General features: G+C 71.2%; 21 protein-coding genes. 8 read left to right on the forward strand and 13 right to left on the reverse strand.

Annotated features, from left to right (window positions below):
- Window positions 1-100 precede the first annotated feature (100 nt).
- Window positions 101-865: an alpha/beta hydrolase gene (locus ACZ6JY_RS22140; protein ID WP_469197915.1), complete on the forward strand. Its 765-nt coding sequence runs from the start codon at window positions 101-103 to the stop codon at window positions 863-865.
- 26 nt (window positions 866-891) lie between these two features.
- On the opposite strand, the gene ACZ6JY_RS22145 is transcribed toward ACZ6JY_RS22140, so the two are convergent.
- Window positions 892-1,851, reverse strand: a complete 960-nt coding sequence (locus tag ACZ6JY_RS22145; protein ID WP_469197917.1) for a LysR family transcriptional regulator — start codon at window positions 1,849-1,851, stop codon at window positions 892-894.
- Between the two features lie 62 nt (window positions 1,852-1,913).
- On the opposite strand from ACZ6JY_RS22145, the gene ACZ6JY_RS22150 reads away from it, so the two are divergent.
- Both ACZ6JY_RS22150 and ACZ6JY_RS22155 read left to right on the forward strand, forming a co-directional pair.
- On the forward strand, window positions 1,914-3,206 hold the full coding sequence (locus tag ACZ6JY_RS22150) for an MFS transporter (protein WP_469197919.1): 1,293 nt from the start codon (window positions 1,914-1,916) through the stop codon (window positions 3,204-3,206).
- 118 nt (window positions 3,207-3,324) lie between these two features.
- The gene (locus ACZ6JY_RS22155) at window positions 3,325-4,308 is read left to right on the forward strand and encodes a sigma-70 family RNA polymerase sigma factor (protein WP_469197921.1); all 984 of its coding nucleotides are present in this window, start codon (window positions 3,325-3,327) and stop codon (window positions 4,306-4,308) included.
- Here the strand turns inward: ACZ6JY_RS22155 and ACZ6JY_RS22160 are convergent.
- The 11 genes from ACZ6JY_RS22160 to ACZ6JY_RS22210 form a co-directional block, all read right to left on the reverse strand.
- On the reverse strand, window positions 4,219-4,587 hold the full coding sequence (locus tag ACZ6JY_RS22160; RefSeq protein ID WP_469197923.1) for an STAS domain-containing protein: 369 nt from the start codon (window positions 4,585-4,587) through the stop codon (window positions 4,219-4,221). The genes ACZ6JY_RS22155 and ACZ6JY_RS22160 overlap by 90 nt on opposite strands.
- Window positions 4,588-4,714: 127 nt before the next feature.
- Entirely contained in the window at window positions 4,715-5,998 is a 1,284-nt protein-coding gene (locus tag ACZ6JY_RS22165; protein ID WP_469197925.1) for a thymidine phosphorylase, read from the reverse strand.
- A gap of 124 nt (window positions 5,999-6,122) precedes the next feature.
- Window positions 6,123-6,524: a cytidine deaminase gene (locus ACZ6JY_RS22170; RefSeq protein ID WP_469197927.1), complete on the reverse strand. Its 402-nt coding sequence runs from the start codon at window positions 6,522-6,524 to the stop codon at window positions 6,123-6,125.
- The gene (locus tag ACZ6JY_RS22175; RefSeq protein ID WP_469197929.1) at window positions 6,521-7,783 is read right to left on the reverse strand and encodes an ABC transporter permease; all 1,263 of its coding nucleotides are present in this window, start codon (window positions 7,781-7,783) and stop codon (window positions 6,521-6,523) included. Before ACZ6JY_RS22175 ends, ACZ6JY_RS22170 begins: the two co-directional genes overlap by 4 nt.
- On the reverse strand, window positions 7,780-8,919 hold the full coding sequence (locus ACZ6JY_RS22180; RefSeq protein ID WP_469197931.1) for an ABC transporter permease: 1,140 nt from the start codon (window positions 8,917-8,919) through the stop codon (window positions 7,780-7,782). The genes ACZ6JY_RS22175 and ACZ6JY_RS22180 overlap by 4 nt, the downstream gene beginning before the upstream one ends.
- Window positions 8,916-10,505 (reverse strand): ABC transporter ATP-binding protein, encoded by a 1,590-nt coding sequence (locus ACZ6JY_RS22185; protein WP_469198041.1) that lies wholly within the window; start codon window positions 10,503-10,505, stop codon window positions 8,916-8,918. The genes ACZ6JY_RS22180 and ACZ6JY_RS22185 overlap by 4 nt, the downstream gene beginning before the upstream one ends.
- A 242-nt stretch (window positions 10,506-10,747) precedes the next feature.
- Window positions 10,748-11,800, reverse strand: coding sequence for a BMP family lipoprotein (locus ACZ6JY_RS22190; protein ID WP_469197934.1), 1,053 nt, complete (start codon window positions 11,798-11,800; stop codon window positions 10,748-10,750).
- A 276-nt stretch (window positions 11,801-12,076) separates the two neighbouring features.
- Window positions 12,077-13,165 carry a BMP family lipoprotein gene (locus ACZ6JY_RS22195; protein WP_469197936.1) on the reverse strand — a complete coding sequence of 363 codons (1,089 nt, stop codon included), beginning with the start codon at window positions 13,163-13,165 and terminating at the stop codon, window positions 12,077-12,079.
- Window positions 13,166-13,379: 214 nt separating this feature from the next.
- A complete protein-coding gene (locus tag ACZ6JY_RS22200; RefSeq protein ID WP_469197938.1) occupies window positions 13,380-14,654 on the reverse strand; it encodes an amidohydrolase in 1,275 nt (424 codons plus the stop codon).
- Window positions 14,655-14,914: 260 nt separating this feature from the next.
- Window positions 14,915-15,559 carry a response regulator transcription factor gene (locus ACZ6JY_RS22205; RefSeq protein WP_469197940.1) on the reverse strand — a complete coding sequence of 215 codons (645 nt, stop codon included), beginning with the start codon at window positions 15,557-15,559 and terminating at the stop codon, window positions 14,915-14,917.
- Window positions 15,547-16,725: a sensor histidine kinase gene (locus tag ACZ6JY_RS22210; protein WP_469197942.1), complete on the reverse strand. Its 1,179-nt coding sequence runs from the start codon at window positions 16,723-16,725 to the stop codon at window positions 15,547-15,549. Before ACZ6JY_RS22210 ends, ACZ6JY_RS22205 begins: the two co-directional genes overlap by 13 nt.
- Before the next feature lie 182 nt (window positions 16,726-16,907).
- On the opposite strand from ACZ6JY_RS22210, the gene ACZ6JY_RS22215 reads away from it, so the two are divergent.
- Window positions 16,908-17,075 (forward strand): hypothetical protein, encoded by a 168-nt coding sequence (locus ACZ6JY_RS22215; protein WP_469197944.1) that lies wholly within the window; start codon window positions 16,908-16,910, stop codon window positions 17,073-17,075.
- 66 nt (window positions 17,076-17,141) lie between these two features.
- Here the strand turns inward: ACZ6JY_RS22215 and ACZ6JY_RS22220 are convergent, their stop codons facing one another.
- The gene (locus tag ACZ6JY_RS22220; protein ID WP_469197946.1) at window positions 17,142-17,762 is read right to left on the reverse strand and encodes a TetR/AcrR family transcriptional regulator; all 621 of its coding nucleotides are present in this window, start codon (window positions 17,760-17,762) and stop codon (window positions 17,142-17,144) included.
- Between the two features lie 137 nt (window positions 17,763-17,899).
- On the opposite strand from ACZ6JY_RS22220, the gene ACZ6JY_RS22225 reads away from it, so the two are divergent.
- The 4 genes from ACZ6JY_RS22225 to ACZ6JY_RS22240 all read left to right on the forward strand — a co-directional run bounded on the left by ACZ6JY_RS22225 (window position 17,900) and on the right by ACZ6JY_RS22240 (window position 23,567).
- The gene (locus ACZ6JY_RS22225) at window positions 17,900-18,817 is read left to right on the forward strand and encodes an ABC transporter permease (protein ID WP_469197948.1); all 918 of its coding nucleotides are present in this window, start codon (window positions 17,900-17,902) and stop codon (window positions 18,815-18,817) included.
- Window positions 18,810-19,604 carry an ABC transporter ATP-binding protein gene (locus ACZ6JY_RS22230; RefSeq protein ID WP_469197950.1) on the forward strand — a complete coding sequence of 265 codons (795 nt, stop codon included), beginning with the start codon at window positions 18,810-18,812 and terminating at the stop codon, window positions 19,602-19,604. The genes ACZ6JY_RS22225 and ACZ6JY_RS22230 overlap by 8 nt, the downstream gene beginning before the upstream one ends.
- A gap of 85 nt (window positions 19,605-19,689) precedes the next feature.
- Window positions 19,690-21,891 (forward strand): CDP-glycerol glycerophosphotransferase family protein, encoded by a 2,202-nt coding sequence (locus tag ACZ6JY_RS22235; protein ID WP_469197952.1) that lies wholly within the window; start codon window positions 19,690-19,692, stop codon window positions 21,889-21,891.
- Entirely contained in the window at window positions 21,888-23,567 is a 1,680-nt protein-coding gene (locus ACZ6JY_RS22240) for a glycosyltransferase family 2 protein (RefSeq protein WP_469197954.1), read from the forward strand. The genes ACZ6JY_RS22235 and ACZ6JY_RS22240 overlap by 4 nt, the downstream gene beginning before the upstream one ends.
- Window positions 23,568-23,573: the final 6 nt, after the last annotated feature.

Here is a 23,573-nt window from a genome sequence, read left to right on the forward strand (position 1 = left end):
CGGCACTCTAGCGCCTACGCGCGTAGAACTCACTGGTCGATACGTAACAGTGACCCTGCGGACGGGTGGCGTACACCGCCGCTTCTGACACTGTTCTGTCATGGCACAGCATGGGACGACGGGGCCCACGGGGGCGCCCAGGCTCGGGCGCGCGGTCGGAACGGCCCCTTCGGCGGTGAGCGGTGCGGTCGTACTGCTGCCCGGCGGCGCCGAGACATCCACCCGCAGACCATCTCCGCTCGCGGCCGGCGCCGTGCGCGCGCTCGGCCGCAAGCTGGCCCACGACGGGCGCGGGTCGGGCCTCGCCGCGCACGTCGTGCACTACCGCAGCCGCGGCTGGAACGGCGCGCAGGCGCAGCTCGCCCACGACGCGACCTGGGCGGCGGACGAGATCGTACGTCTCTACGGCGACGTCCCCGTCTGCCTCGCCGGAGTGGACATGGGCGGCAGGGCCGCGTTGCGCGCGGGCGGCCACAGCGCGGTCGAGTCCGTCCTGGCGCTCGCCCCCTGGCTGCCGGAGGACGACATGGCCGCGCCGCCCGAACCGGTGAAGCAGCTCGCGGGGCGGCGGGTCCTGATCGTGCACGGCACGAACGACGAACGGACCGATCCCGAGCTGTCGTTCCGGTTCGCGCAGCGGGCCAAGAAGGCCAATCGCGACGTGTGCCGGTTCGAGGTGCACTCGGACGGGCACCGGCTGCAACAGCATCACAGCGAAGTGCTGGCGCTGGCCTCCGACTTCGTCCTCGGGACGCTGTTCGGGGCCGGGTTCGCCCGCCCCCTGGAGGACGCGTTGGCCGCGCCGCCGCCACTGGGGCTACGGATGCCGCTGGCCTCCGGCTTCGGGCAGTCGCTTCGGCGGTGAGGCGGTGAGGCGGTGGCCCGCCCCCGTCATGTCGACTGTTGCAGCAGCTTTCCCTTTCTGCTCAGCAGGAACTCCTTGAACGCCGCCACCGGCGGAGTGTCCGGGTGGCCGTCCAGCCAGGCGACGCCGATCTCGCGTACCGCCCGTTGGCCCGTCACCGTCAGTTCCACGACTCCGGGGCGCCGCACGGCCGGCGGCGGCAGGAGGGCCACGCCCAGGCCCGCCGCGACCAGGCCGCGCAGGGTCTCCGCCTCCTCGCCCTCGAAGGCCACGCGGGGCCTGAAGCCCGCCTCCTGGCAGAGGTCGTCCGTGATGCGGCGGAGGCCGTAGCCGGGCTCAAGGGTCACGAAGGCCTCGTCGGCGGCCTCGGTGAGGCGGACGCGCTTGCGTGCGGCCAGGCGGTGGTCGTCGGGCACGACCAGGCGCAGCCGCTGCTCGTCGAGGCGGCGGGCGACCAGGTCGGGGGCGTCCGGCACGGGCGAGGTGAGGCAGAGGTCGAGCTCGCCGGCGCGCAGCCGCTCCAGCATCGCCTCGCCGTAGTTCTGTACGAGGCTGAAGCGCACCCGCGGGTGGTCGGCGCGGAAGGCCCGCAGCAGCCCGGGCACGGTCTCCGAGCCCATGGTGTGCAGGAAGCCGAAGGCGACCTTGCCGGACTCCGGGTCGGCGTCCGCGCGCACCGACTCGGCGGCGCGCTCCACCTCGCCGAGGGCCCGCTCGACCGAGGCGAGGAAGGTGCGGCCCGCCGGGGTGAGCGAGACGGTGCGGCCGCGGCGCGCGAACAGGTCGACTCCCAGGTCCCCTTCGAGGCGTACGAGGGCGCGGGAGAGCGTCGACTGGGGGATCTGCATCTCCTGGGCGGCGCGCGTGACGTGCTCGGTGCGGGCCACCCCCGCGAAGTACGCGAGGCGTGGCGCAAGCAGCGTGACGATGTCCTCCGCGTCACTGTTGTGTGACACGCGAGCGCCTGACCTCTGCTGATGCTTCATGGGAATGATTATGGCGATTCCATGCATTGGACGCATCAGAAAAGCGGTCGTACGTTCCTTGCATGCCTCCTGCCAGTAGCGGGGCGACCGCCACCACCCCCGCGGCCGCCCTCACCTCGCCGTCCCCCTCCCCCTCGGCCGCCGATTCGCGGATGACGCCCGGCGGGCCCGGCTACCGCCGGATGAGTTTCGCGCTCTTCCTCGCGGGTGTCGCCACCTTCGCCCTCCTCTACTCCACGCAGGCGCTCCTGCCCCTCGTCTCCGACGACTTCGGGGTGAGCGCGAGCACGGCGAGCTGGACGGTGTCGGCGGCCACGGGCGCACTGGCTCTCTTCGTCCTGCCCCTCAGCGCGCTCAGCGAGCGCTTCGGGCGGCGCGCGGTCATGACCGCCTCGCTCTCCGTCGCGGTGGCGGTGGGTCTCCTGGTCCCCTTCGCCCCCTCGGTCGAGACGCTCATCGCGCTGCGTGCCGTACAGGGCGCGGCCCTCGCGGGGCTCCCGGCGTCGGCGATGGCGTTCCTCGCCGAGGAGGTCCGGCCGAAGGCCCTGGTCGCCGCCATCGGCATGTTCGTGGCGGGCAACTCCATCGGCGGCATGAGCGGGCGCATCGTCACCGGCTGGGTCGCGCAGGCCTGGGGCTGGCGCGCGGCGGTCGGCGTCGTGGGCATCCTCGCCGTCCTGTGCGCCGTCGCCTTCCGCGCGCTGCTGCCCGCGCCGCGGCACTTCACCCCGGCCTCGCTCAGCCCGAAGGCTCTGGCGCGCACGGTCCGCACGCACCTGTCGAACCCGCTCCTGTGCAGGCTGTACGCGATCGGGGCGCTGTTCATGACCGTCTTCGGCGCGGTCTACACCGTGATCGGCTACCGGCTCACCGAGGCGCCCTTCTCGCTCCCGCAGGGCATCATCGGCTCGGTCTTCCTCGTCTACCTCGTCGGTACGGTCTCCTCCGCCGCGGCGGGCAAGCTGGTGGCCAGGCTCGGGCGGCGCGGCGCGCTCTACCTGGCGGTGAGCACGACCACGGGCGGGCTCCTCCTGTCCCTCTCCCCCTCGCTGGTCCTGGTGCTCCTGGGGCTGGTGCTGATCACCGCCGGGTTCTTCGCCGGGCACGCGGTGGCGTCGTCATCGGTGAGCCGTACGGCCACCACGGGCCGCGCGCAGGCCTCGGCCCTGTACCAGTCCGCGTACTACCTGGGGTCCAGCGCGGGCGGCACGCTCGGTGCCGTCGCCTTCCACGCGGGCGGCTGGGCCGGGACGGTGGGGCTCGGGCTCCTGGCGGTGCTCGGCGTCGTGTCGGTCACGCTGTGGGGCTCCCACGCGGCCCGCGCGAGCGGGCGGGCCCTCGCCCCCTCTTCCTGACAACGGGCCCCCGCCTGTGGGTTTCCCGACTCCGGGGGCCGTTGTCAGTGCGCTGCGGTAGCTTCCCGAGTAGGCCCTTCGCCGGGCCGTTCGGATGGAGCCGCAGGGGTGGGTTGGGATGAGCGACATCGCAGGGACGACGACCGAGCTGGACGTCACACTGGAGAAGCACCGGGTCGAGCTGACCGGGTACTGCTATCGGATGCTGGGTTCGGCCTTCGAGGCCGAGGACGCCGTGCAGGACACGATGGTGCGCGCCTGGCGCAGCTTCGAGAAGTTCGAGGGCCGCTCCAGCGTCCGCTCGTGGCTGTACCGCATCGCGACGAACGTCTGCCTGGACATGCTGAACGCGGGCAATCGCCGCGCCCGCCCCATGGACCTGACCGCCGCCGCCCCGCTGGCGCAGGCGGCGCTCACCCCGCGCCCGGACAACACCTGGCTGGAGCCGATGCCGGACGCCCGTGTGCTGCCGAGCCCGCACGACCCGGCCGAGGCTGCCGTCGCCAAGGAGTCGGTGCGCCTGGCGTTCGTCGCCGCCCTGCAGAACCTGCCGCCGAAGCAGCGGGCCGTGCTGATCCTGCGCGAGGTCCTCGCGTGGAAGGCCAGCGAGGTCGCCGAGCTGATCGATACCTCCGTCGCCTCGGTCAACAGCGCGCTCCAGCGGGCCCGCGCCACGCTCGCCGAGCGGCCGGACGACGACACCGCCGTCTCCGACCCGCTCGACGAGGAGCAGCAGAAGCTCCTGGACCGCTATGTCACCGCCTTCGAGGGCTATGACATGGCGGCGCTCACGGCGCTGCTCGCCGAGGACGCCGTCATGACGATGCCGCCGTTCGACCTGTGGCTGCGGGGCACCGAGGACATCACGGGCTTCATGTCCACGATGGGCGCGCCGTGTGCCAACGGCCGCCTCCTGCCGGTGAACGCGAACGGCACGCCGGGCTTCGCGCAGTACAAGCCCGATCCCGAGAACGGTGGATTCAAGTCCTGGGCGATCCAGGTCATCGAGATCTCAGAGGGCCGTATCGCCGGCTTCCACTGCTTCCTTGACACCCAGCGGTGGTTCCCCCTCTTCGGGATGCCGCTCCATCTCGACGACTAAGCCGAGCAGTTCGACCAGACCGACCAGTCCGAGGAGGGCCAGCAAGGCGGGGGCGGGGTTCCGGAGCCGTATCGTCCGCCCCGCCCTTCGGGCGGCCAGTTGCAGCCGCGCGATGGCGTCGACCGTGGTGAGGTCGGAGGTCGTCACGGCGGTGACGTCGCAGATGACGTCGGCGCCGGGGCCGTGTCTCGCGGCGGCCACCTGCTCGCAGAGACGGGGCACGTCTTCCGGGCGCAGAGGGCCCGCGATGCGGATGAGGTGCGGTTCGGTGTCGGCCATGCAGGATGGACCGACCCAGCGGACGGAACTCATCGGTGACGCCGCCGAACGGGACCGGTGGTGGTCCACCGGTCCCGTTCACCCGTACGAGTACGCCTTGGCCAGAGCCCCGCTCAAGGGGCAGGGGTCAGCTGATCCGGTCCAGGATGATCGGCTTCGGCGAGAAGGACGTCCCCGCGGCGGCGATGTCGAAGGATCCCTCCAGGGACTGGAGCGCGTACTCGAAGCGCTCCGGGGTGTCCGTGTGCAGGGTGAGGAGAGGGGCGCCCGCCTCGACGGAGTCGCCCGGCTTCGCGTGGAGTTCCACGCCCGCGCCCGCCTGGACCACGTCCTCCTTGCGCGCACGCCCCGCGCCCAGACGCCACGCGGCGACGCCGACGTCGTACGCGTCGAGGCGGGTCAGGACGCCGGACGACGGGGCCGTCACCACGTGCGTCTCCCGGGCCACCGGCAGCGCCGCGTCCGGGTCGCCGCCCTGGGCCGCGATCATGCGGCGCCACACGTCCATCGCCGAGCCGTCGGCCAGCGCCTTCGCCGGGTCCGCGTCCTTCAGGCCCGCCGCGTCGAGCATCTCGCGGGCCAGGGCGAGGGTCAGTTCCACGACGTCCGCGGGGCCGCCGCCCGCGAGGACCTCCACCGACTCCCGTACCTCCAGGGCGTTGCCCGCCGTGAGGCCGAGCGGGGTCGACATGTCCGTCAGCAGCGCCACCGTGCGCACGCCGCTGTCGGTGCCGAGCCCGACCATCGTGGAGGCCAGTTCACGGGCGTCGTCGACGTTCTTCATGAAGGCGCCGGTGCCGACCTTCACGTCGAGGACGAGCGAGCCCGTGCCTTCGGCGATCTTCTTGGACATGATCGACGAGGCGATCAGCGGGATCGCCTCGACCGTGCCGGTCACGTCCCGCAGGGCGTAGAGCTTCTTGTCGGCGGGGGCGAGGCCGTCGCCGGCCGCGCAGATGACCGAGCCGACGCCGTCGAGCACGTTCAGCATCTCCTCGTTGGAGAGCAGCGCGCGCCAGCCGGGGATGGCCTCCAGCTTGTCCAGGGTGCCGCCGGTGTGGCCGAGGCCGCGGCCCGAGAGCTGCGGGACGGCCGCGCCGCACGCGGCGACCAGCGGGGCGAGCGGCAGCGTGATCTTGTCGCCGACGCCGCCGGTGGAGTGCTTGTCCGCCGTGGGGCGGGACAGCGAGGAGAAGTCCATGCGCTCGCCGGACGCGATCATCGCGGCGGTCCAGCGGGCGATCTCCTTGCGGTTCATGCCGTTGAGCAGGATCGCCATGGCGAGGGCGGACATCTGCTCGTCGGCGACCGCGCCGCGCGTGTACGCGTCGATGACCCAGTCGATCTGCTCGTCGCTGAGCTCGCCCCGGTCGCGCTTGGTGCGGATGACGGAGATGACGTCCATTGGCATGTCCTTCCAGCGGTACAACAGCGTACGTATACGGATGCGTTCGGGACTCTACGCGCATAGAGAGCCGAGATGAAGACGGCCCCGCACCCGGGATCACAAGATCCGGAGTGCGGGGCCGTCGTGTTCAGTCGAGGTGCTGCGGGCCGAACGCGTCCGGCAGCATCTCCGCCAGGGCGCGGATCCCGGAAGCGGTCTCCAGGAGCAGCTCCGGGCCCCCGAACTCGTACAGGAGCTGACGGCAGCGGCCGCACGGCATCAGGATCTCGCCCTTGCCGTCCACGCACGTGAAGTGGGTGAGGCGGCCGCCGCCGGTGAGCTGGAGCTGGGAGACCAGGCCGCATTCGGCGCAGAGGCCGAGGCCGTAGGAGGCGTTCTCCACGTTGCAGCCGGAGACCGTCCTGCCGTCGTCGACCAGGGCCGCGGCACCGACCGGGAACCCGGAGTAGGGCGCGTACGCGCGGGACATGGCCTCGCGCGCGGCTTCCCGCAGGGCGTCCCAGTCGGTGTCGGCGGCGGCAGTCGTCACTTTCCTTGGCCCTTCCGGTACGGCATTCCGTCCGCCTTCGGCATGCGCAGCCGCTGGGCGGAGAGCGAGAGGACCAGCAGGGTCACCACGTACGGCGTGGCGGTGACGACCTGGTTGGGCACCTCGTCGGTCAAGCCGTACCACACGAACATCAGCGCGGAGACGGCCGCGGTGATCACCGCGGGGACGTACCGCTTGCGCCACGCGAGGTAGATCGCGCCGATGACCAGCAGGATCGCGATGAGCAGAAGGAGTGCGTGGACGTTGGTGCCGCCACCCCGGAGCTTCAGGCTGTCGGTGTAACCGAACAGTCCCGCGCCGAGCGCGAGCCCGCCCGGCATCCAGTTGCCGAAGATCATCGCGGCGAGGCCGATGTAGCCGCGCCCGCCGGTCTGGCCCTCCAGGTAGATGTTGGAGGCGACCAGCGAGAGGAAGGCGCCGCCGAGGCCCGCGAGGCCGCCGGAGATGACGACGGCGAGGTACTTGTACTTGTAGACGTTGACGCCCAGCGACTCGGCCGCGATGGGGTTCTCGCCGCAGGAGCGCAGGCGCAGGCCGAACGAGGTGCGCCACAGGATCCACCAGCTCAGCGGCACCATCGCGACGGCGATCACGGTGAGCGGCGACAGGTCGGTGATCAGGCCGCCGAGCAGGCCCGCGAGGTCCGAGACCAGGAACCAGTGCTTGTCGTTCAGGTCCATGAGCCAGTCGGAGAGACCTGGCACGGAGAAGTTCCCGAGCGATTCGACGGGCGGCGACTGCTTCGACGTACCGCCTTCCTCGCCCTCGAAGGCGAAGGTGGCGAGGTAGCGGGTGGCGCCGAGGGCGAGGATGTTCAGGGCCACACCGGAGACGATGTGGTTGACGTTGAAGGTGATGGTGACGATCGCGTGCAGCAGGCCGCCGAGCGCGCCGCCGAGGATGCCGAAGAGGACACCGACCCACGGGCCCCACTGGAAGCCGGCCCAGGCGCCGAACCACGTGCCGAGGATGAGCATGCCTTCGAGGCCGATGTTGACCACGCCCGCGCGCTCGGCCCACAGGCCGCCGAGGCCCGCGAGGCCGATCGGCACGGCGAGCTTGAGGGCCGTGGACATCTGGCCGGTGGACGTGATGCCGTCCGCGCCGGTGATGAGGCGGACCACGGAGGTCAGCACGAGGACGCCCGCGATGATCAGCAGGAGGACGGGGAGCGAGACGCGGCGGCGGCCCGGCGCGGGCTGCTTGGCCGGGGGCTTGGCGACGGTTGCCGTGCTCATCGGGCAGCCACCTCCTTCACGGAGTCGTTGTTGCCGTTGTTGCCGTTCGCCCGGGCGGCGGCGGCCAGTTCCTCACCGACGCGGCGCTGCTGACGGCGCAGGCCCCAGCGGCGCACCTCCTCGTAGGAGACGACGACCGCGATCACGATGAGGCCCTGCATGATCACCGCGATCTCCTTGTCGTACGCCTCCGGCTGGGCGTAGTCGAGGGCGGGCGAGGCCTTGTCGAGGAAGGCCCAGAGCAGCGCCGCGAAGGCGATGCCGACCGGGTTGTTGCGGCCGAGGAGTGCGATGCCGATGGCGGTGAAGCCGAGACCCGCGGGGAAGGAGAGGCTGTAGGTGTGGGTGTCGCCGAGCAGGATCGGCAGGCCCGCGAGGCCCGAGACCGCGCCGGAGATCAGCATCGCGCTGAGCACCATGCGCTTGGCGTTGACGCCGGAGGCCGCGGCGGCCGACTCGGAGGCGCCGGTGGCGCGCAGGTCGAAGCCGAACCGGGTGCGGTTGAGGATCAGCCAGTACAGGACACCCGCGAGCACCGCGATGATCACGAAGCCGTAGATCTCGCCGCCCGCGACCTTGATGCCGGGGAACCAGCCGGACTTCTCCATGACGCCGGTCGTCTGGTTGTTGCCCACCGGGACGCCGAAGTTGTCGGTGAGGGTGAGGTAGGCGATGACGCTCGTCGCGATGGCGTTGAGCATGATCGTCGAGACGACCTCGCTGACGCCGCGGGTGGTCTTGAGGATGCCCGCGATGCCGGCCCAGAAGGCGCCGGTGAGCATGGCGACCAGCATGAGCAGGGGGATCTGGAGGAAGGACGGCAGCGCGATGTGCGCGCCGACGACGGCGGTCACCATCGCGGCGAGACGGTACTGCCCGTCCACGCCGATGTTGAACAGGTTCATGCGGAAGCCGATGGCCACCGCGAGCGCCGCCAGGTAGTACATCCCCGCCTGGTTGAGGATCAGGACCTGGATGTCGGAGAAGGTGGCCTGCTCCAGCATCAGGCTGTACGGCTCGATCGGGCTCTTGCCCGAGGCGAGCAGCACGACCGAGGTCAGCGCCACGGCCACGAAAAGGGCGATGACCGGTCCGGCCACCGCGAGGAGCACGCGCTCCCTGTCGAACTTCTTCATCGGATCTCGTCCTCCTCGGAGCCGTCACCGGACTCGACGTGTTCCAGGTGACCGGAGGCGGCACCCGTCATCGCCGACCCCAGCTCCTCCGGCGTGATGGTGGCCGGGTCGGCGTCCGCGACGAACTTTCCGCGGTAGATCACGCGGAGGGTGTCGGAGAGGCCGATCAGCTCGTCCAGGTCGGCGGAGATCAGCAGTACGGCGAGGCCCTCACGGCGGGCCTCGCGGATCTGGTCCCAGATCTGCGCCTGCGCGCCGACGTCCACACCGCGGGTGGGGTGGGCGGCGATCAGGAAGCGCGGCTTGTGGCTCATTTCGCGGCCGACGATCAGCTTCTGCTGGTTGCCGCCGGAGAGCGAGGCCGCCGTCACGTCGATGCCGGGCGTACGGACGTCGTACTCCTCGACGATGCGGCGCGTGTCGGCCTGGGCGCTCTTGAGGTCCAGCCAGAAACCGACGGTGCCGCCGGCGTTCGGCTTCTCGGTGACGTGACCGAGGATGCGGTTCTCCCACAGCGGGGATTCCAGGAGGAGTCCGTGGCGGTGGCGGTCCTCGGGGATGTAGCCGATGCCGCCCTCGCGCCGCTTGCGCGTGGGGTGGGCGGTGATGTCCTCGCCCGCCATGCGGATCACACCGGAGTCGGCGTGCTTGAGGGCGATGAGCGCGTCGATCAGCTCGGTCTGGCCGTTGCCCTCGACGCCCGCGATGCCGAGGACCTCGCCCTCGTGGATCGTGAACGAGATGTCGTCGAGCAGCGCACGCCCCGAGTCGCCGTCGGCCAGCAGCTTCAGGCCCTCGACCTCGATCATCGGCCGGTCGGTGACCGTCGACTCCGCCGTCTCCGGCGTGGGCAGTTCGCTGCCCACCATCAGCTCGGCGAGCTGGCGCGGCGTCGTCTCGGAGGGGACCGCCGTGCCGACCGTCGTGCCGCGCCGGATGACGGTGATGTCGTCGGCGACGGACAGCACCTCGCCCAGCTTGTGCGAGATGAAGATGACGGACAGGCCCTCGGACTTCAGCTCGCGCAGGTTGTCGAAGAGCGCTTCGACCTCCTGCGGCACGAGCACGGCCGTGGGCTCGTCGAGGATGAGCGTGGTGGCGCCGCGGTAGAGGACCTTGAGGATCTCCACGCGCTGCCGGTCGGCCACGCCGAGGTCCTCGACGTACGCGTCGGGGCGCACCCCGAGGCCGTAGCGCTCGGAGATCTCGGCGATCTTGCGCCGGGCGGCGGCGCCGATGCCGTGCAGCTTCTCGCTGCCGAGCACGATGTTCTCGAGCACGGTGAGCTGGTCGGCCAGCATGAAGTGCTGGTGCACCATGCCGATGCCGCGGGCGATGGCATCGGCGGGGCCGGCGAAGGCGACCTGCTCGCCGTCGACGGTGATGGTGCCCTCGTCCGGCTTCTGCATGCCGTAGAGGATCTTCATCAGGGTCGACTTGCCCGCGCCGTTCTCGCCCACGAGGGCGTGCACGGTGCCCTTGCGGACGGTGAGCCGGATGTCGTGGTTGGCCACGACTCCGGGGAAGCGCTTGGTGATGCCGACGAGTTCGACGGCGATGGGCGGAGGGTTGGTGGACGCGTCGATGGCGCACTCTCCTCGGGGAACTGAAGGAAAGGGGCCGCCTACGCGCGCAGTGCCCCCGCTATTTGGTGCTGCTGGGTCCTCGTGGATGCTGCTGAGGAGGTTCCTCGTACGAAGTGCCTTCGTACGAGGGGGAATCGGGCCGCGGTCCGCGCGAACGGGGCGCGGGGTGAACCATCGTCCCCCACACCCCGTCGCACGGAAATCCCGCTGCCGTCACGCCGTCACGGCGTCACGCCTCGGCCTTACGGCGTGGCCTTGACCTTGATCTTTCCGTCCTTGATGCCCGCCTCGGCCTTCTCGAGGGCGGCCTGGACGTCCTTCATGCCCATGAACTCGGGGTTCGACTCCGCGAGCGCGACACCGCCGGACTTGAGGTCGGCGCGGACGACGCCGCCCTTGGCGCTGCCGTCCTCGACGGCCTTCGCCAGGTTGTAGACCGAGCCCGCGACGTCCTTGGTGGCCGACGTCAGGATGTACTTCTTGTACTTGGCGAGCGCGTCCTGCTTGTACTGGTCGGAGTCGACGCCGATCGCCCAGACCTTCTTGGCGGCGGCGGCCTCGATGACGCCCTGACCGGAGAGGCCCGCGGCGTGGTAGACCACGTCGGCGCCCTTCTCGATCTGGCCCTGCGCGGCCGTCTTGCCCTTGTCGGGGCTGGAGAAGCCGCCGTCCTCGGCCTTCTCCGTCAGGTACTGCTTGACGACCTTGACCTTGGAGTTCGTGTCCTTCACGCCCTGCGCGAAGCCCGCCTCGAACTTGTGGATGAGCGGGACGTCCACGCCGCCGATGAAGCCGACGGTCTTGGACTTGGTGGTCTTGGCGGCGGCGACGCCCGCGAGGTAGGACGCCTCCTGCTCGCTGAAGACCAGGTCGGCGACGTTGTCCGCCTTGACGGTCTCGTCGTCGACGATGCCGAAGGTGGTCTTCGGGAACTTCTCCGCGACCTCCTTGATGGCGGGCGCGTAGGCGTAGCCGACGCCGATGACGGGGTTGTAGCCCTGCTTGGCGAGCTGCGTCAGGCGCTGCGCCTTGTCGGCGTCGGACTCGCCGTCGACCGGCTCGACGGCCTTCTCGCCGGTCTTGAACTCCGCTGCGGCCTTCTTCATGCCGACGGTGGCGGCATCGTTGAAGGACTGGTCGCCGGCGCCGCCGACGTCGTAGGCGATGGCGACGCCCTTGTTCTTGTCGTCCTTGCTCGCGGCGGCGTCGCTTGACGTGCCACCACAGGCGGAGACGGAGACGGCAAGGGCTGCGGTCGCGGCGCCCGCGACAGCTATTCGAGACACCCGGCGCATAGAGACGAACTCCTTAGTACAAACAAGTACAAGCACGCATCAGCGCCTCACCTGGCGCTGATTTCGCCGCAGCGTAACGCGCGTAGACCTGACATAAGAACCCTTCTGTCCGGTCCGTTATCGAGCTGTGGCCACGGGGCGTCGCGGGGGTGTCGGGGGCACGAACACGCCAAGGGCGTCCCCGTGACAGGGGACGCCCAGGTGGCAGAGGACGTGCTACGTAAAACCCGCGGCCGGCGCCCGGCGGGGTGGCGGCCCCGCCCGCGCGGTCGCGGCCTACGGGACGGTCTTGACCTCGACCTTGCCGCTGATGACGTCCTTCTTGGCCTTCTCCACCGCGGCGACGACGTCCTTCATCGCCCGGTACTTCGGGTTGGAGTCGGCGAACCCGACGCGGCCGGACTTGAGGTCGTAGCGCTGCTCGCCCTTCATCGGCTTGCCCTCGACGACCGACTTCGACAGGTCGTACACCGCGCCGCCGACGTCCTTCAGCGCGGAGCCGAGGATGTGGTCCTTGTACTTGGCGAGCGCCTTCTGCTCGTACTGGTCGGAGTCGACGCCGATCGCCCACTTCTTCTGCGAGCCGACCTCCTGGATGACGCCCTGCCCGGAGAGGCCGGCGGCGTGGTAGATCACGTCGGCGCCCGCCTCGATCTGCCCGCTCGCCGCGTTCTGCCCCTTGTCGGGGCTGGAGAAGCCGCCCTCCTCGGGCTTCTCCGTCAGATAACGCCTCTCGATCTCGATCTTCGGATCGACGGATTTCACGCCCTGCACGAATCCGGCCTCGAATTTGTGGATCAACGGAATGTCCACTCCGCCGATGAATCCGACGTGCTTGGCCTTGCTGGCCTTCGCGGCGGCCACACCCGCCAGATAGGAACCCTGCTCCTCGTGGAACACGAGATCGGCGACGTTGTCGGCCTTCACGGTGTTGTCGTCGATGATCCCGAAAGTGGTCTTCGGGTACTTCTTCGCGGCCGCTTCGACGGCGGGCGCGTAGACGAAACCGACGCCGATCACCGGGTCGTAGCCCTGCCTGGCGAGCTGTTCGAGGCGCTGCACCTTGTCGGCGCTGGACTCGCCGTCACCCGGCTCCATGTCCACGCCGCCGATCTTGAACTCCTTGCGCGCCTTGTCGTAGCCGCTGAAGGCCGCGTCGTTGAAGGACTGGTCGCCCTGCCCACCGATGTCGTACGCGAGACCGATGCCCTTGCCCTTGTACGAGGACGAACCCGCGGACCCCTTGCCGTCCTTGCCGTCGTCGTCCTTGGACGCCTCGCTGCTCGTCTTGCCGCACGCGGAAGCCGCGAGGGCGAGGGACGCCACCGCCACGGCCACTTGGGAAAGTTTCGATACACGACGCATAGGACGTACTCCTTACGTTCCCCAACGCACCGTTGACGGCGTTGATTTCGGCGCACATTAACGCGCGTAGAAAGGGAGGGGAACGGGTTTTCGCGCGGCCGTTACCCATTCGTGCCGAGCGTCGGTTACGTCCCGGTGGAGCCGGGGAGAAAGGAGCGCCACATGGGCGCCCCTCTGTCCCCTCCGTCTCTCTCCGCCTCTGCCCTGTCCCGGATCACATGCGGGCGGTGTCCAGGAGGGCCGCCGCGGTGAAGAGCTCGACGCCGACCGTGATCGCCGACTCGTCCGCGTCGAAGTCGCCCTGGTGCAGGTCACGGACGCCGCGATCCCCCGGCTTGCGCACGCCGAGCCGGGCCATGGCGCCCGGTACGTGCTCCAGGTACCAGGAGAAGTCCTCGCCGCCGAGGCTCTGCTCGGTGCTCTCCACGGAGAGCGGGCCGCGCCGCGCGACCATGGCGTCCCGGAGCAGATCGGCGGCGCCGGGGGCGTTGTCGACGGGCGGCACGCCCCGTACGTAGTTGATCTCCAGCTTGGCGCGGTACTGGTCGGCGACCTCCTGGATGGCGGCGTGCACCAGGTCGGGCGCCTCCCGCCAGGTCTTGAGGTCCAGGCAGCGCACGGTCCCCGCGAGCTCGGCGTGCTGCGGCACGACGTTGGGGGCGTGGCCCGACTCGATGCGGCCCCACGTCAGCGACAGCCCCGAGCGGGCGTCGACGCGGCGGGCGACGAGGAAGGGGACCTCGGTGGCGACCTTGGCCACGGCGGTCACGATGTCGGTGGTGAGGTGCGGGCGCGCGGTGTGCCCGCCGGGCCCGTCGAGCATGATCTCCAGGCGGTCGCAGGCGGAGGTGATCGGGCCGTGCCGCAGCCCGATGCGGCCCGCGTCGACGCGGGGGTCGCAGTGCACGGCGAGGATCTTGCCGACGCCTTCGAGGACGCCCGCCTTGATGGCGTCGGCGGCGCCGCCCGGCAGCACCTCCTCGGCGGGCTGGAAGATCAGCCGCACCGGAAAGGGCAGCTGCCCCTTGGCCGCGAGCCCGGCGAGGACGAGGCCGGTGCCGAGGACGACGGTGGTGTGCACGTCGTGGCCGCAGGCGTGGGCGCGGTCGGGCACGGTGGAGCGGTACGGCACGCCGCGCTTGGTGTCGGGGATGGGCAGCGCGTCGATGTCGGCGCGCAGGGCGAGCATCGGGCGCACGCCGTCCCACTCCCCGATGTCGCAGACGAGCCCCGTCCCCACGGGGAGCACCCGGGGCGCGAGGCCCGCCTCCTCCAGGCGGGCCTTGAGGGCCGCGGTGGTACGGAACTCCTGGTTGCCGAGCTCCGGGTGCATGTGGAGGTCACGACGGAAGGCGATGAGCTCGACGCGCAGCGGTTCGGGCAGTGCGCCGGGAAGCGATTCCGCGGGAAGCGCTTCCCCGGGAGCGGGCTCCGTTCCTGACACGTCGTCGGACTCCTCTTCGGGCGCACGGGACATCAGTTGGTTCACCCTCTGAAGGGTAGGGCTGAGCGGCGGTCAACTGACCCACGATCAACAAAAGTTCAGCCCGTTAGGGGAAGAATTTCTGGCCTCATGGCGCATGGCCACTGGTCGAGATGGGTAAACTTTCGCGCCGCCACGGGGGGTGTACGGGCCGTGACCAGCGGAACGTAACAGACCGGGAGCGGCGCGTGCGGCGCCGCGCCGTCGGTGGCACCTCCCTCTCTCCCGGGGCCGCCGGGCCCGGGTACCCAGGGCGGGGCCAGGCCCTATCCCCTGTTCAGATACGCCAGGACCGCCAGCACCCGCCGATGCCCGCTGTCGCTCTGCGGCAGCCCCAGCTTCACGAAGACATTGCCGATGTGTTTGCTGACCGCGCGGTCCGAGACGACGAGGAGCGACGCGATCGTGGCGTTGTCCCTGCCCTCGGCCATGAGCTGGAGCACCTCGCGCTCGCGGGGCGTGAGGGAGTCGATGGGGTCGTCGCGGCGCCGCGTGAGCAGTTCCGTCACGACCTCCGGGTCGAGCGCGGTGCCCCCGTCGGCCACCCGCTCCAGGGCGTCGAGGAACTCGTCGACCCGGCCCACGCGGTCCTTCAGCAGATAGCCGACCCCGCTCGCGCCCCCGCCGAGCAGCTCGGCGGCGTACGTCTCCTCGACGTACTGGGAGAGGACGAGCACGGGGAGGCCCGGCAGCTCGGCGCGGGCCGCGATGGCCGCCCGCAGGCCCTCGTCCCGGAAGCCCGGCGGCATCCGTACGTCCAGGACGGCGACGTCCGGCCGGTGTTCGAGGAGGGCGGGCAGCACCTCGGGCCCGCTGGAGGCGACCGCCGCCACCTCGTGCCCCGCGGAGGTGAGCAGGAGCACCATGCCCTCCCGCAGCAGGGCGTTGTCCTCGGCGATCACCACGCGCACGGCAGCTCCACTTCGATCACGGTCGGCCCCCCGGCGGGGCTCGTCACGGTCAGGGTCCCGTCGAGGGCGGCGACCCTGCGCCGCATGCCGAGCAGCCCGCTGCCGCCCTTGTCGTCGGCCCCGCCCAGGCCCTCGTCACGTACCGCTATGGCCAACACTCCGCCCGTCCGGGAAAGTTCCACGGTGGCCCGCTCGGAGCCGCTGTGCTTGGCGGCGTTGGTCAGTGCCTCGGCGACGACGAAGTACGCGGCGGCCTCGACCGCCGCCGGGGCACGTACCGCCCGGCCCGCGGGGTCCTCGATGCCCTCGGCGGTGACCGTCACGTCGAGCGCGCTGCCGGCGGCCAGCGCCCGGACGGCACCGAGCAGCCCGCGGTCGGTGAGGATCGGCGGGTGGATGCCGCGTACGACGTGCCGGAGCTCGGTCAGCGCCTCCTCGGCCTGTTCCTGGGCGTCGTCGAGGAGCTTGCGGGCGGCTTCGGGGTCCTTGACGGAGGCGCGGCGCGCGAGCCCGACCCGCATCGACAGGGCGACGAGCCGGGCCTGCGTCCCGTCGTGCAGGTCCCGTTCGATGCGCCGCAGCTCGGCGCCGTGCGCGGCGACGGCACCGGCACGCGTGACGGTCAGCTCCTCGACGCGCTCGGCGAGGTCCGCGTTGCGCTGCGCCTCCGGGGAGGGCAGCAGCAGGGCCCGCGACCAGGCGGCGTCCAGGTCGGCGAGGCGGCCGAGCAGCGGCAGGGCCACGGCCCGCCGCCGCAGGAGCCCGCACCAGAAGCCGTCGACGAGCAGGCCGAGGAGGAACAGGGGCATGGCCACGTACAGCAGGACCAAGCCGTACACGAAGTGGGCGACGAGCCACCGCAGGTCACGCCAGGTGCCGGGGTCCTTGAGGGCGGTGTTCACGCGCTCGCGCACGCCGCCGGTGAGCGGAGGGTAGGCCTCGGGGACGGGTACGCCGGTCCAGTCGGCGACCAGGCGCCGCTTGAGGCCGCTGGTCCTGCGCAGCAGCAGCACGGTCTCGGGCAGCACGGCGGCGCCGACCACGAGCAGCGTGACGGCGGCGGTGAACAGGATCAGCGCCATGAAGAGGTACGAGAGGAGGGCGAGCCCGGCCGCCTTGCCGAGCTGTGCCATGGCATGCCCCGCGGCACGCGTCGTCTCCGTCATCCGGTCAGGCTAAGTCACCGCTCGCGCGGGGCGGAGTGAGCGGCTTCTCCCGCCATGGTGTAGCGCGCTACACCATGGCTCCGGGAGAGCGCGCCCTCGTGACGGGCCCGCGGATACGGGAGAGTTTCCCCAGGTCACCGCATGAGGCGGCGGCCTACGCTCCCCCGGAAGGATCGACTCCCATGAGGCCCCTGCTCTGGCTGGTCTTCTCGCTCGCGATCACCGCCAACGTGATGCTCAGCTTCACGCCGTGGGACGGCGTCACCCGCGTCCTGATGAGCGTCGGTACGGGCGTCGTGGCGCTGGCGGCGGGCGCGGGCCTGTACGCGACGCGGCGGCGCGCCGCCTGACACCTGACACCCGGCACCCGGCACCCGGCCCCGATACCTGAGCCCGGCGAAGAACGCTCAGAAGGCTCAGAGCGCCCGCAGCCCCGCCGCCGTGGCCGCCGCGAGGCGCCCCAGGTATCCCTTGGGCAGCTCCGCGCGGACCACCACCGAGCGCCAGTAGAGCGGCCCGGACACCAGGTCGAGGGCCAGCTCCTGGTCGACGCCCTCGCGTAGTTCGCCCCGCTCGACGGCGGCCCCCACGATGCCGCTCGCCACCCCGTACTGCCCCTCGCGCAGCGCCTTCTGGAGGGCTTCGGCGATCTCGGGGTTGCGGGCCGCCTCGGCCTGGAGGTCGGGGATGACCTGCGAGGCCACGGGGTGCCGCAGGGCGCGCGAGGTCACCTCGTACAGCAGGCGCAGGTCGCCCTCCAGGGAGCCGGTGTCCGGCGCGGGCAGCCCCTGCACCGCGACGGCCGACACCAGGTCGAGCACGAGGTGCAGCTTGGAGCGCCAGCGGCGGTAGACGGCGGTCTTGCCGACGCCCGCGCGGCGGGCGATGCCCTCGATGGACATGCGGGCGTACCCCACGGAGGCCAGCTCCCCGAAGACGGCGGCCCGGATCGCCTCGGTCTTGTCCTCGCGGAGCACGGCGGCTCCGGCGGGGAGCCTGCGGCGCGGCTGTTCATCCTGTGGCCTGCTCGTCGTCATACGGACAGCATAGAACGAGACGACGATACGGTTGCGTTCCGACGTGGCGAGGTCCTACTGTCGGCGTTGCGACGATACGGGCCCGTCCCGTCGTACGCACCGCCGTCCACTCCCCGCCCCCCGAGAAAGCAGCGGATGTGAGCCAGGTCCTCGACACACCGCACCACCAAGCGCCGCCGGCCCCGGAGCTCTCGCCCGCCGAGCTCGCCGCCCGGCACGGCCTGACCGTCAGCGGCGCCCGCCCCTCCCTGCCCGCCTATGTGCGGCAGCTCTGGCAGCGCCGCCACTTCATCACCGCCTTCGCGACCGCCAAGCTGACCGCCCAGTACAGCCAGGCGAAGCTCGGCCAGGTGTGGCAGGTGATGACGCCGCTGCTCAACGCGGCCGTCTACTACTTCATCTTCGGCGTCCTGATGGACACCAAGCACGACGTCGAGGACTACGTCCCGTTCCTGGTCACCGGCGTCTTCGTCTTCACGTTCACGCAGGCGTCGGTGATGGCGGGCACGCGCGCCATCTCCGGCAGCCTCGGCCTGGTCCGCGCCCTGCACTTCCCACGGGCGTCGCTGCCGGTCTCGTACTGCCTGCAACAGCTCCAGCAGCTCCTGTTCTCCATGTGCGCGCTGATCGTGATCCTGCTCTGCTTCGGCGTCCCGCCGACGGTGTACTGGCTGCTCGCGCCGCCGGTGCTCGCGCTCCAGTTCACGTTCAACACCGGTCTGGCGCTCGCCATGGCCAGGATCGGCAGCAAGACGCCGGACATCGCGCAGCTCATGCCGTTCGTGCTGCGCACCTGGATGTACGCGTCCGGGGTGATGTGGAGCCTCGACGCGGTCCTCGCCGACCGGAACCTGCCGCAGGCCCTGAAGGTCCTGCTGGAGTGCAACCCGGCCGCCGTCTACATCGACCTGATGCGGTTCGCGCTGATCGACAGCTTCGCCTACGACCGGCTCCCGCACCTCGTATGGGCGTGGGCGGCCGGCTGGGCCGTGCTCGCGGGGGTCGGCGGGTTCATCTACTTCTGGAAGGCAGAGGAGACGTACGGCCGTGGCTGAGACCGGAAACCAGGAACCCGCACCCACCGTCGTCGTCGACGAGGTCGACATCGTCTACCGCGTGCACGGCGCGGGCGCCACGGCGGGCCGCGGTGCCGCGACCGCCGCGCTCGGCCGCATCCTGAAGCGCGGCGGGCACCGCGGCGTACGCACGGTGCACGCCGTCAGGAACGTGTCCTTCACCGCCCGCAAGGGCGAGGCCATCGGACTGATCGGCACCAACGGCTCCGGCAAGTCGACGCTGCTCAAGGCGGTCGCGGGGCTGCTGCCCGTCGAGCACGGCCGCATCTTCACCGACGGCCAGCCCTCCCTGCTCGGCGTGAACGCGGCCCTGATGAACGACCTGACCGGCGAGCGCAACGTCCACCTCGGCGGCCTCGCCATGGGCATGTCCCGCGAGCAGATCAAGCAGCGCTACGAGGACATCGTCGACTTCTCCGGCATCAACGAGAAGGGCGACTTCATCACCCTGCCGATGCGTACGTACTCCTCCGGCATGGCGGCCCGCCTGCGCTTCTCCATCGGCTCCGCCAAGGACCACGACGTCCTGCTCATCGACGAGGCACTGGCCACGGGTGACCGCTCCTTCCAGAAGCGCTCCGAGGCCCGCATCCGCGAGCTGCGGGAGCGCGCGGGCACGGTCTTCCTGGTCAGCCACAACAACAAGTCGATCCGCGACACCTGCGACCGGGTGCTGTGGCTGGAGCGCGGCGAGCTGCGGATGGACGGCCCCACGCAAGACGTCCTGAAGGAGTACGAGCGGTTCACGGGCGGCGGCAAGGGCTGACCCACCCCACGGCAACCGTCCCTTTTGTCGTAACAATGATCGCATCCTTACACTATGGGAGCGTCTCGCGACCGAAGGAGTGCGCGTGCAGCCACGGCTGAGTGTCATCGTCCACGGGCGGAACGTCCAGGGCCGTCTTGGCGCCTGCCTGGACGCCCTGACGGCGCAGGCTTCGGAGTCCTTCGAGGTGGTCGTCGCCGCGGTGGGCGCCTCCGCGCAGGACGCGGCGGCGGACAGATCCGGCGTGACCGTCGTCCCGCTGCCCGAGGGCACGGACGACGGAGCGGCGCGCACCGCGGGCGCCGAGCGTGCGGCCGGCCGGTGGCTGCACTTCGTGCACAGCAAGGACACCGTGCCGACGGGCGCGCCCCGCACCGTCGCCGACCGCGTGGCCGAGCTGCCGGACGGCGTGGACGTCCTCGTCGTCGACCACGTCCGCTCGACGTGGCGGCACCAGGGGATGCCGAGCCCCGACGGCAGGATCCTCGCCCGGCAGGGCCGCCGCGACCTGCCGCTCGTGGACTGCCCCGACCTGCTGAAGACTGCTCCGCTGCTCGGCAACCGGATACTGAGGGCCGACTTCTGGCGGGCCCGCCGCACGGAACTCGCGGTGTCCGACGAGAGGTTCGCCGCGTACGCCTCGCTGCTCGTCGCGGAGCGCGTCGCGGCGCTCGACCACATCGCCCTGAACGTCCTTGAGCTGCGCGCGCAGAGCATCCCCTCGGGGCCGCCCGAGCGGCGGTACGAGGTCATCGACCGTTACGAGGCGCTCCTCGCCCTGGCCATGGACCTCGGCACGGGCCCGGCGCCGCTCGCCGCGCTCTACGACCTCATGCTCGGCGACTGCCTGCGCGTCGTCGCCCGGGAGCGGCTGCCCGACCCGGTGCGCAGGGAGTTCTTCCACCGCGCGGCGCGGGCCGCCGTGGCGTGGCGCCCCGAGGGCCATCAGCATCCCGGCGGCCTCGACGGCGTGCGGCGCCGCATCCTCGAAGAGGACGCGTACACGAAGTACCGCACGTTCCAGACCGCCAACCGGCAGCGGCGCAGGCTCAGGACGGCGCTGGTCTCGCGCAAGCACAAGGTGGGCCTGAAGGTCCGTGACCTGCGCTACCGCAGGGAGCTCGATCGCCCCGTCGACCCGCACCTGGCGGTCTTCACGGCGTACTGGGACCGCGGCGTCGCCTGCAACCCGGCGGCCATCGCCGCGAAGGCCGCCGAACTGGCCCCGCACATCCACCCGGTCTGGGTGGTCTCGGCGGCGAACGTACCGCTGCTGCCGCCCGGCACCGACCACGTCGTGCCCGGCACGCGCCGCTACTGGGAGGTCCTGGCCCGCGCCAAGTACCTGGTGAACAACGTCAACTTCCCCAACGCGGTCGTGAAGCGCCCCGACGCCGTCCACGTCCAGACCCACCACGGCACGCCGCTCAAGCGCATGGGCCTCGACCAGCTCGACTACCCCGCGGCCGCCAAGGGCCTGAACTTCCACAGCCTGCTCGAACGCGTCGACAAGTGGGACTACAGCGTCTCCGCCAACAGCCACTCCACGCAGATGTGGGAGCGCGCCTACCCCTCGCACTACACGTCCCTGGACTACGGCTATCCGCGCAACGACGTCTTCTACGGCGCGACGGCCGCCGACATCCGCGCGATCCGCGAGAGGCTCGGCATCGCGCCGGGCAGGCGGGCCATCCTCTACGCGCCCACCCACCGCGACTACGAGGCCGCCTGGACCCCGCGCCTCGACCTGGCCACGCTCGCGGACCGCCTCGGCGAGGACACCGTCCTCCTGGTCCGCGGCCACTACTTCTACGGCGGGGCGGCCTCGCCCCTGGCGGGCCTGCGCAGGAGCGGCAGGGTCATCGACGTCTCGTCGTACGACCCGGTGGAAGACCTGTCGCTGGCCGCCGACGCACTGATCACGGACTACTCCTCGATCATGTTCGACTACGCCAACCTGGACCGCCCGATCGTGGTCTACGCCGACGACTGGGAGACGTACGCCAAGACGCGCGGCGTCTACTTCGACCTCATGGCCGAGGCCCCCGGCCACGTGGCGCGCACGCAGGACGAGCTGACGGAACTGTTCACCTCCCCCGCGTGGCGCGACGACACGTCGGCCAAGGCGCGCAAGGCGTTCCGGCACCGGTTCTGCGAGTACGACGACGGGCGCGCGGCCGAGCGGGTCGTGCGCCGCGTCTTCCTCGGCGAGAGCGAGGCGTCCCTGCCGCCCGTGACCCCGGTCGACGGGCGCACACCGGCACCGACGCCCGAGGAGGCTCAGTGAGCACCACGCCCGACGTGACGGTCACGGTGATCGTCTACAACGACGCGGAGCGGCTGCCGCGCGCGGTGGCGTCGCTGCGCCGCCAGACGCACGCGAACATCGAGATCGTCATCAGCGACGACCACTCGACGGACGCGACGCCGGCCGTGGCACGGCGGCTGGCCTCGGACGACGACCGCGTCACGTATCTGCGCCTGCCGGAGAACAGCGGCGGGTGCAGCGTGCCGCGCAACCGCGCCCTGGACATCGCGCGCGCCCCGTACCTGATGTTCCTGGACAGCGACGACGAACTGCCCGAGCGGGCGGTGGAGCTGCTGCTCGCCGCGCACGCCGAGGCGGACGTGGACTTCACGATGGGCGCGGTGGAGCGCGTACGGGTCGACACGGGCCGCACCTCCACCTGGATGCCGCACCTCGTGGCGGAGCGCCGCACGGTGCGGGGCATCGAGGCGGAACCGTCCCTGTTCTTCGAGCACCTGTCGACGAGCAAGATGTACCGCAGGGACTTCCTGGACAGGAACGGTCTCCGCTTCCCGGAGGGCATCCACTACGAGGACCAGCTCTTCTCCGCACAGGCGTACTGCCTGGCGCGGGCCTTCACGGTGATCCCGGACCCCGTCTACCGCTGGTACATAGCCCCCTTCGAGGCGGCGGAGTCGGCGTCGATCTCCAACCAGCGCCACAAGCTGACGAACGTCCGGGACCGCGTCCACGTGCAACGCCTGATCGACGGCTTCCTCGCGTCGAGCGGCCAGGCGGACGCCGTGCGGGAGACCAAGGACTACAAATTCCTCAAGCACGACTTCCGGATGTACGCGGGAGACCTGCCCTTCCGTGACGAGGAGTGGCTGAGGGGCTTCGCGGAGACCGTGAACCCGTACCTGGCGGAGCTGTCCCCCGGCGCGTACGCCCGTCTGCCGCGCGCCGAACGGGTCGTCATCCAGCTCGTACGGGACGGCCGGCTGACGGAGGCGCGGCTGGCGGCGCGGGGCCTGGGCCACGGGGTCGCGCCCCGCGAGACGTCGCTGGACGCGGAGGGCCGCGTGTACTGGGGCGCGGAGGTCCCCTCGGCCCCCGCGTCCCGCGCGGAGCTGGACGTGACGGACCTGGGCCTGGAATCCCGCCCCTTCGCGAGCGCGCAGTTCCGCCACGAGATCACGCGGGTGGAGCGCGGCCCGGGAGCCTCCATCGACCTCTCCGTCCGCACGTACGACCCGGGGCTGCGGCTCCCCGTGGGCCCGCAGGTGGCGACCCTGCTCCTGGCCCCCGGCCGCCGCCGGATGCAGGTCCCCTTCCGCCTGGACCCGGTCCGCCCCGGCGTGTTCGAGGGCTCGGCCCGCCTGGACCTGGCGGAAGCCCCCCTCCCTCTCGACGGTTTCGCGGGCACCCGCCACCCGGTCCTGCTCCTCACCTCGGGCCGCCTGCGCAACACGTCGCTGCTCCTGGCCCCCCTGTCGTTCCCGCCGTTCAGGGCCCGCATCGCCTACCGGGGCGGCACGACCCCCCACGAGGTCACGGTAGAACCAGAGGGCCGAGGCGCGGGCCGCCTCCAGCTCCGCTGGACCCCGGTGGGCGTAACGGCCCGGGTGATACGCCCGCTGGCCCGCAGGGCGGCATCGGGAACGGGCGCACGGCTGCGCGAGGCGGCCCGCCTGGCGGCAAGCGTGGCCCGCTGACGCGCT

Source organism: Streptomyces sp. NPDC046335 (genome assembly GCF_055587985.1).

What these genes read in the sequence shown, in the direction of transcription:
- ACZ6JY_RS22160 (WP_469197923.1), bottom strand. Translation starts at nt 4,587, where the DNA reads ATGGCCGACACCGAACCGCACCTCATCCGCATCGCGGGCCCTCTGCGC.
- ACZ6JY_RS22150 (WP_469197919.1), top strand. Translation starts at nt 1,914, where the DNA reads ATGCCTCCTGCCAGTAGCGGGGCGACCGCCACCACCCCCGCGGCCGCC.
- ACZ6JY_RS22165 (WP_469197925.1), bottom strand. Translation starts at nt 5,998, where the DNA reads ATGCCAATGGACGTCATCTCCGTCATCCGCACCAAGCGCGACCGGGGC.
- ACZ6JY_RS22190 (WP_469197934.1), bottom strand. Translation starts at nt 11,800, where the DNA reads ATGCGCCGGGTGTCTCGAATAGCTGTCGCGGGCGCCGCGACCGCAGCC.
- ACZ6JY_RS22175 (WP_469197929.1), bottom strand. Translation starts at nt 7,783, where the DNA reads ATGAGCACGGCAACCGTCGCCAAGCCCCCGGCCAAGCAGCCCGCGCCG.
- ACZ6JY_RS22220 (WP_469197946.1), bottom strand. Translation starts at nt 17,762, where the DNA reads ATGACGACGAGCAGGCCACAGGATGAACAGCCGCGCCGCAGGCTCCCC.
- ACZ6JY_RS22145 (WP_469197917.1), bottom strand. Translation starts at nt 1,851, where the DNA reads ATGAAGCATCAGCAGAGGTCAGGCGCTCGCGTGTCACACAACAGTGAC.
- ACZ6JY_RS22155 (WP_469197921.1), top strand. Translation starts at nt 3,325, where the DNA reads ATGAGCGACATCGCAGGGACGACGACCGAGCTGGACGTCACACTGGAG.
- ACZ6JY_RS22180 (WP_469197931.1), bottom strand. Translation starts at nt 8,919, where the DNA reads ATGAAGAAGTTCGACAGGGAGCGCGTGCTCCTCGCGGTGGCCGGACCG.
- ACZ6JY_RS22140 (WP_469197915.1), top strand. Translation starts at nt 101, where the DNA reads ATGGCACAGCATGGGACGACGGGGCCCACGGGGGCGCCCAGGCTCGGG.
- ACZ6JY_RS22210 (WP_469197942.1), bottom strand. Translation starts at nt 16,725, where the DNA reads ATGACGGAGACGACGCGTGCCGCGGGGCATGCCATGGCACAGCTCGGC.
- ACZ6JY_RS22195 (WP_469197936.1), bottom strand. Translation starts at nt 13,165, where the DNA reads ATGCGTCGTGTATCGAAACTTTCCCAAGTGGCCGTGGCGGTGGCGTCC.
- ACZ6JY_RS22215 (WP_469197944.1), top strand. Translation starts at nt 16,908, where the DNA reads ATGAGGCCCCTGCTCTGGCTGGTCTTCTCGCTCGCGATCACCGCCAAC.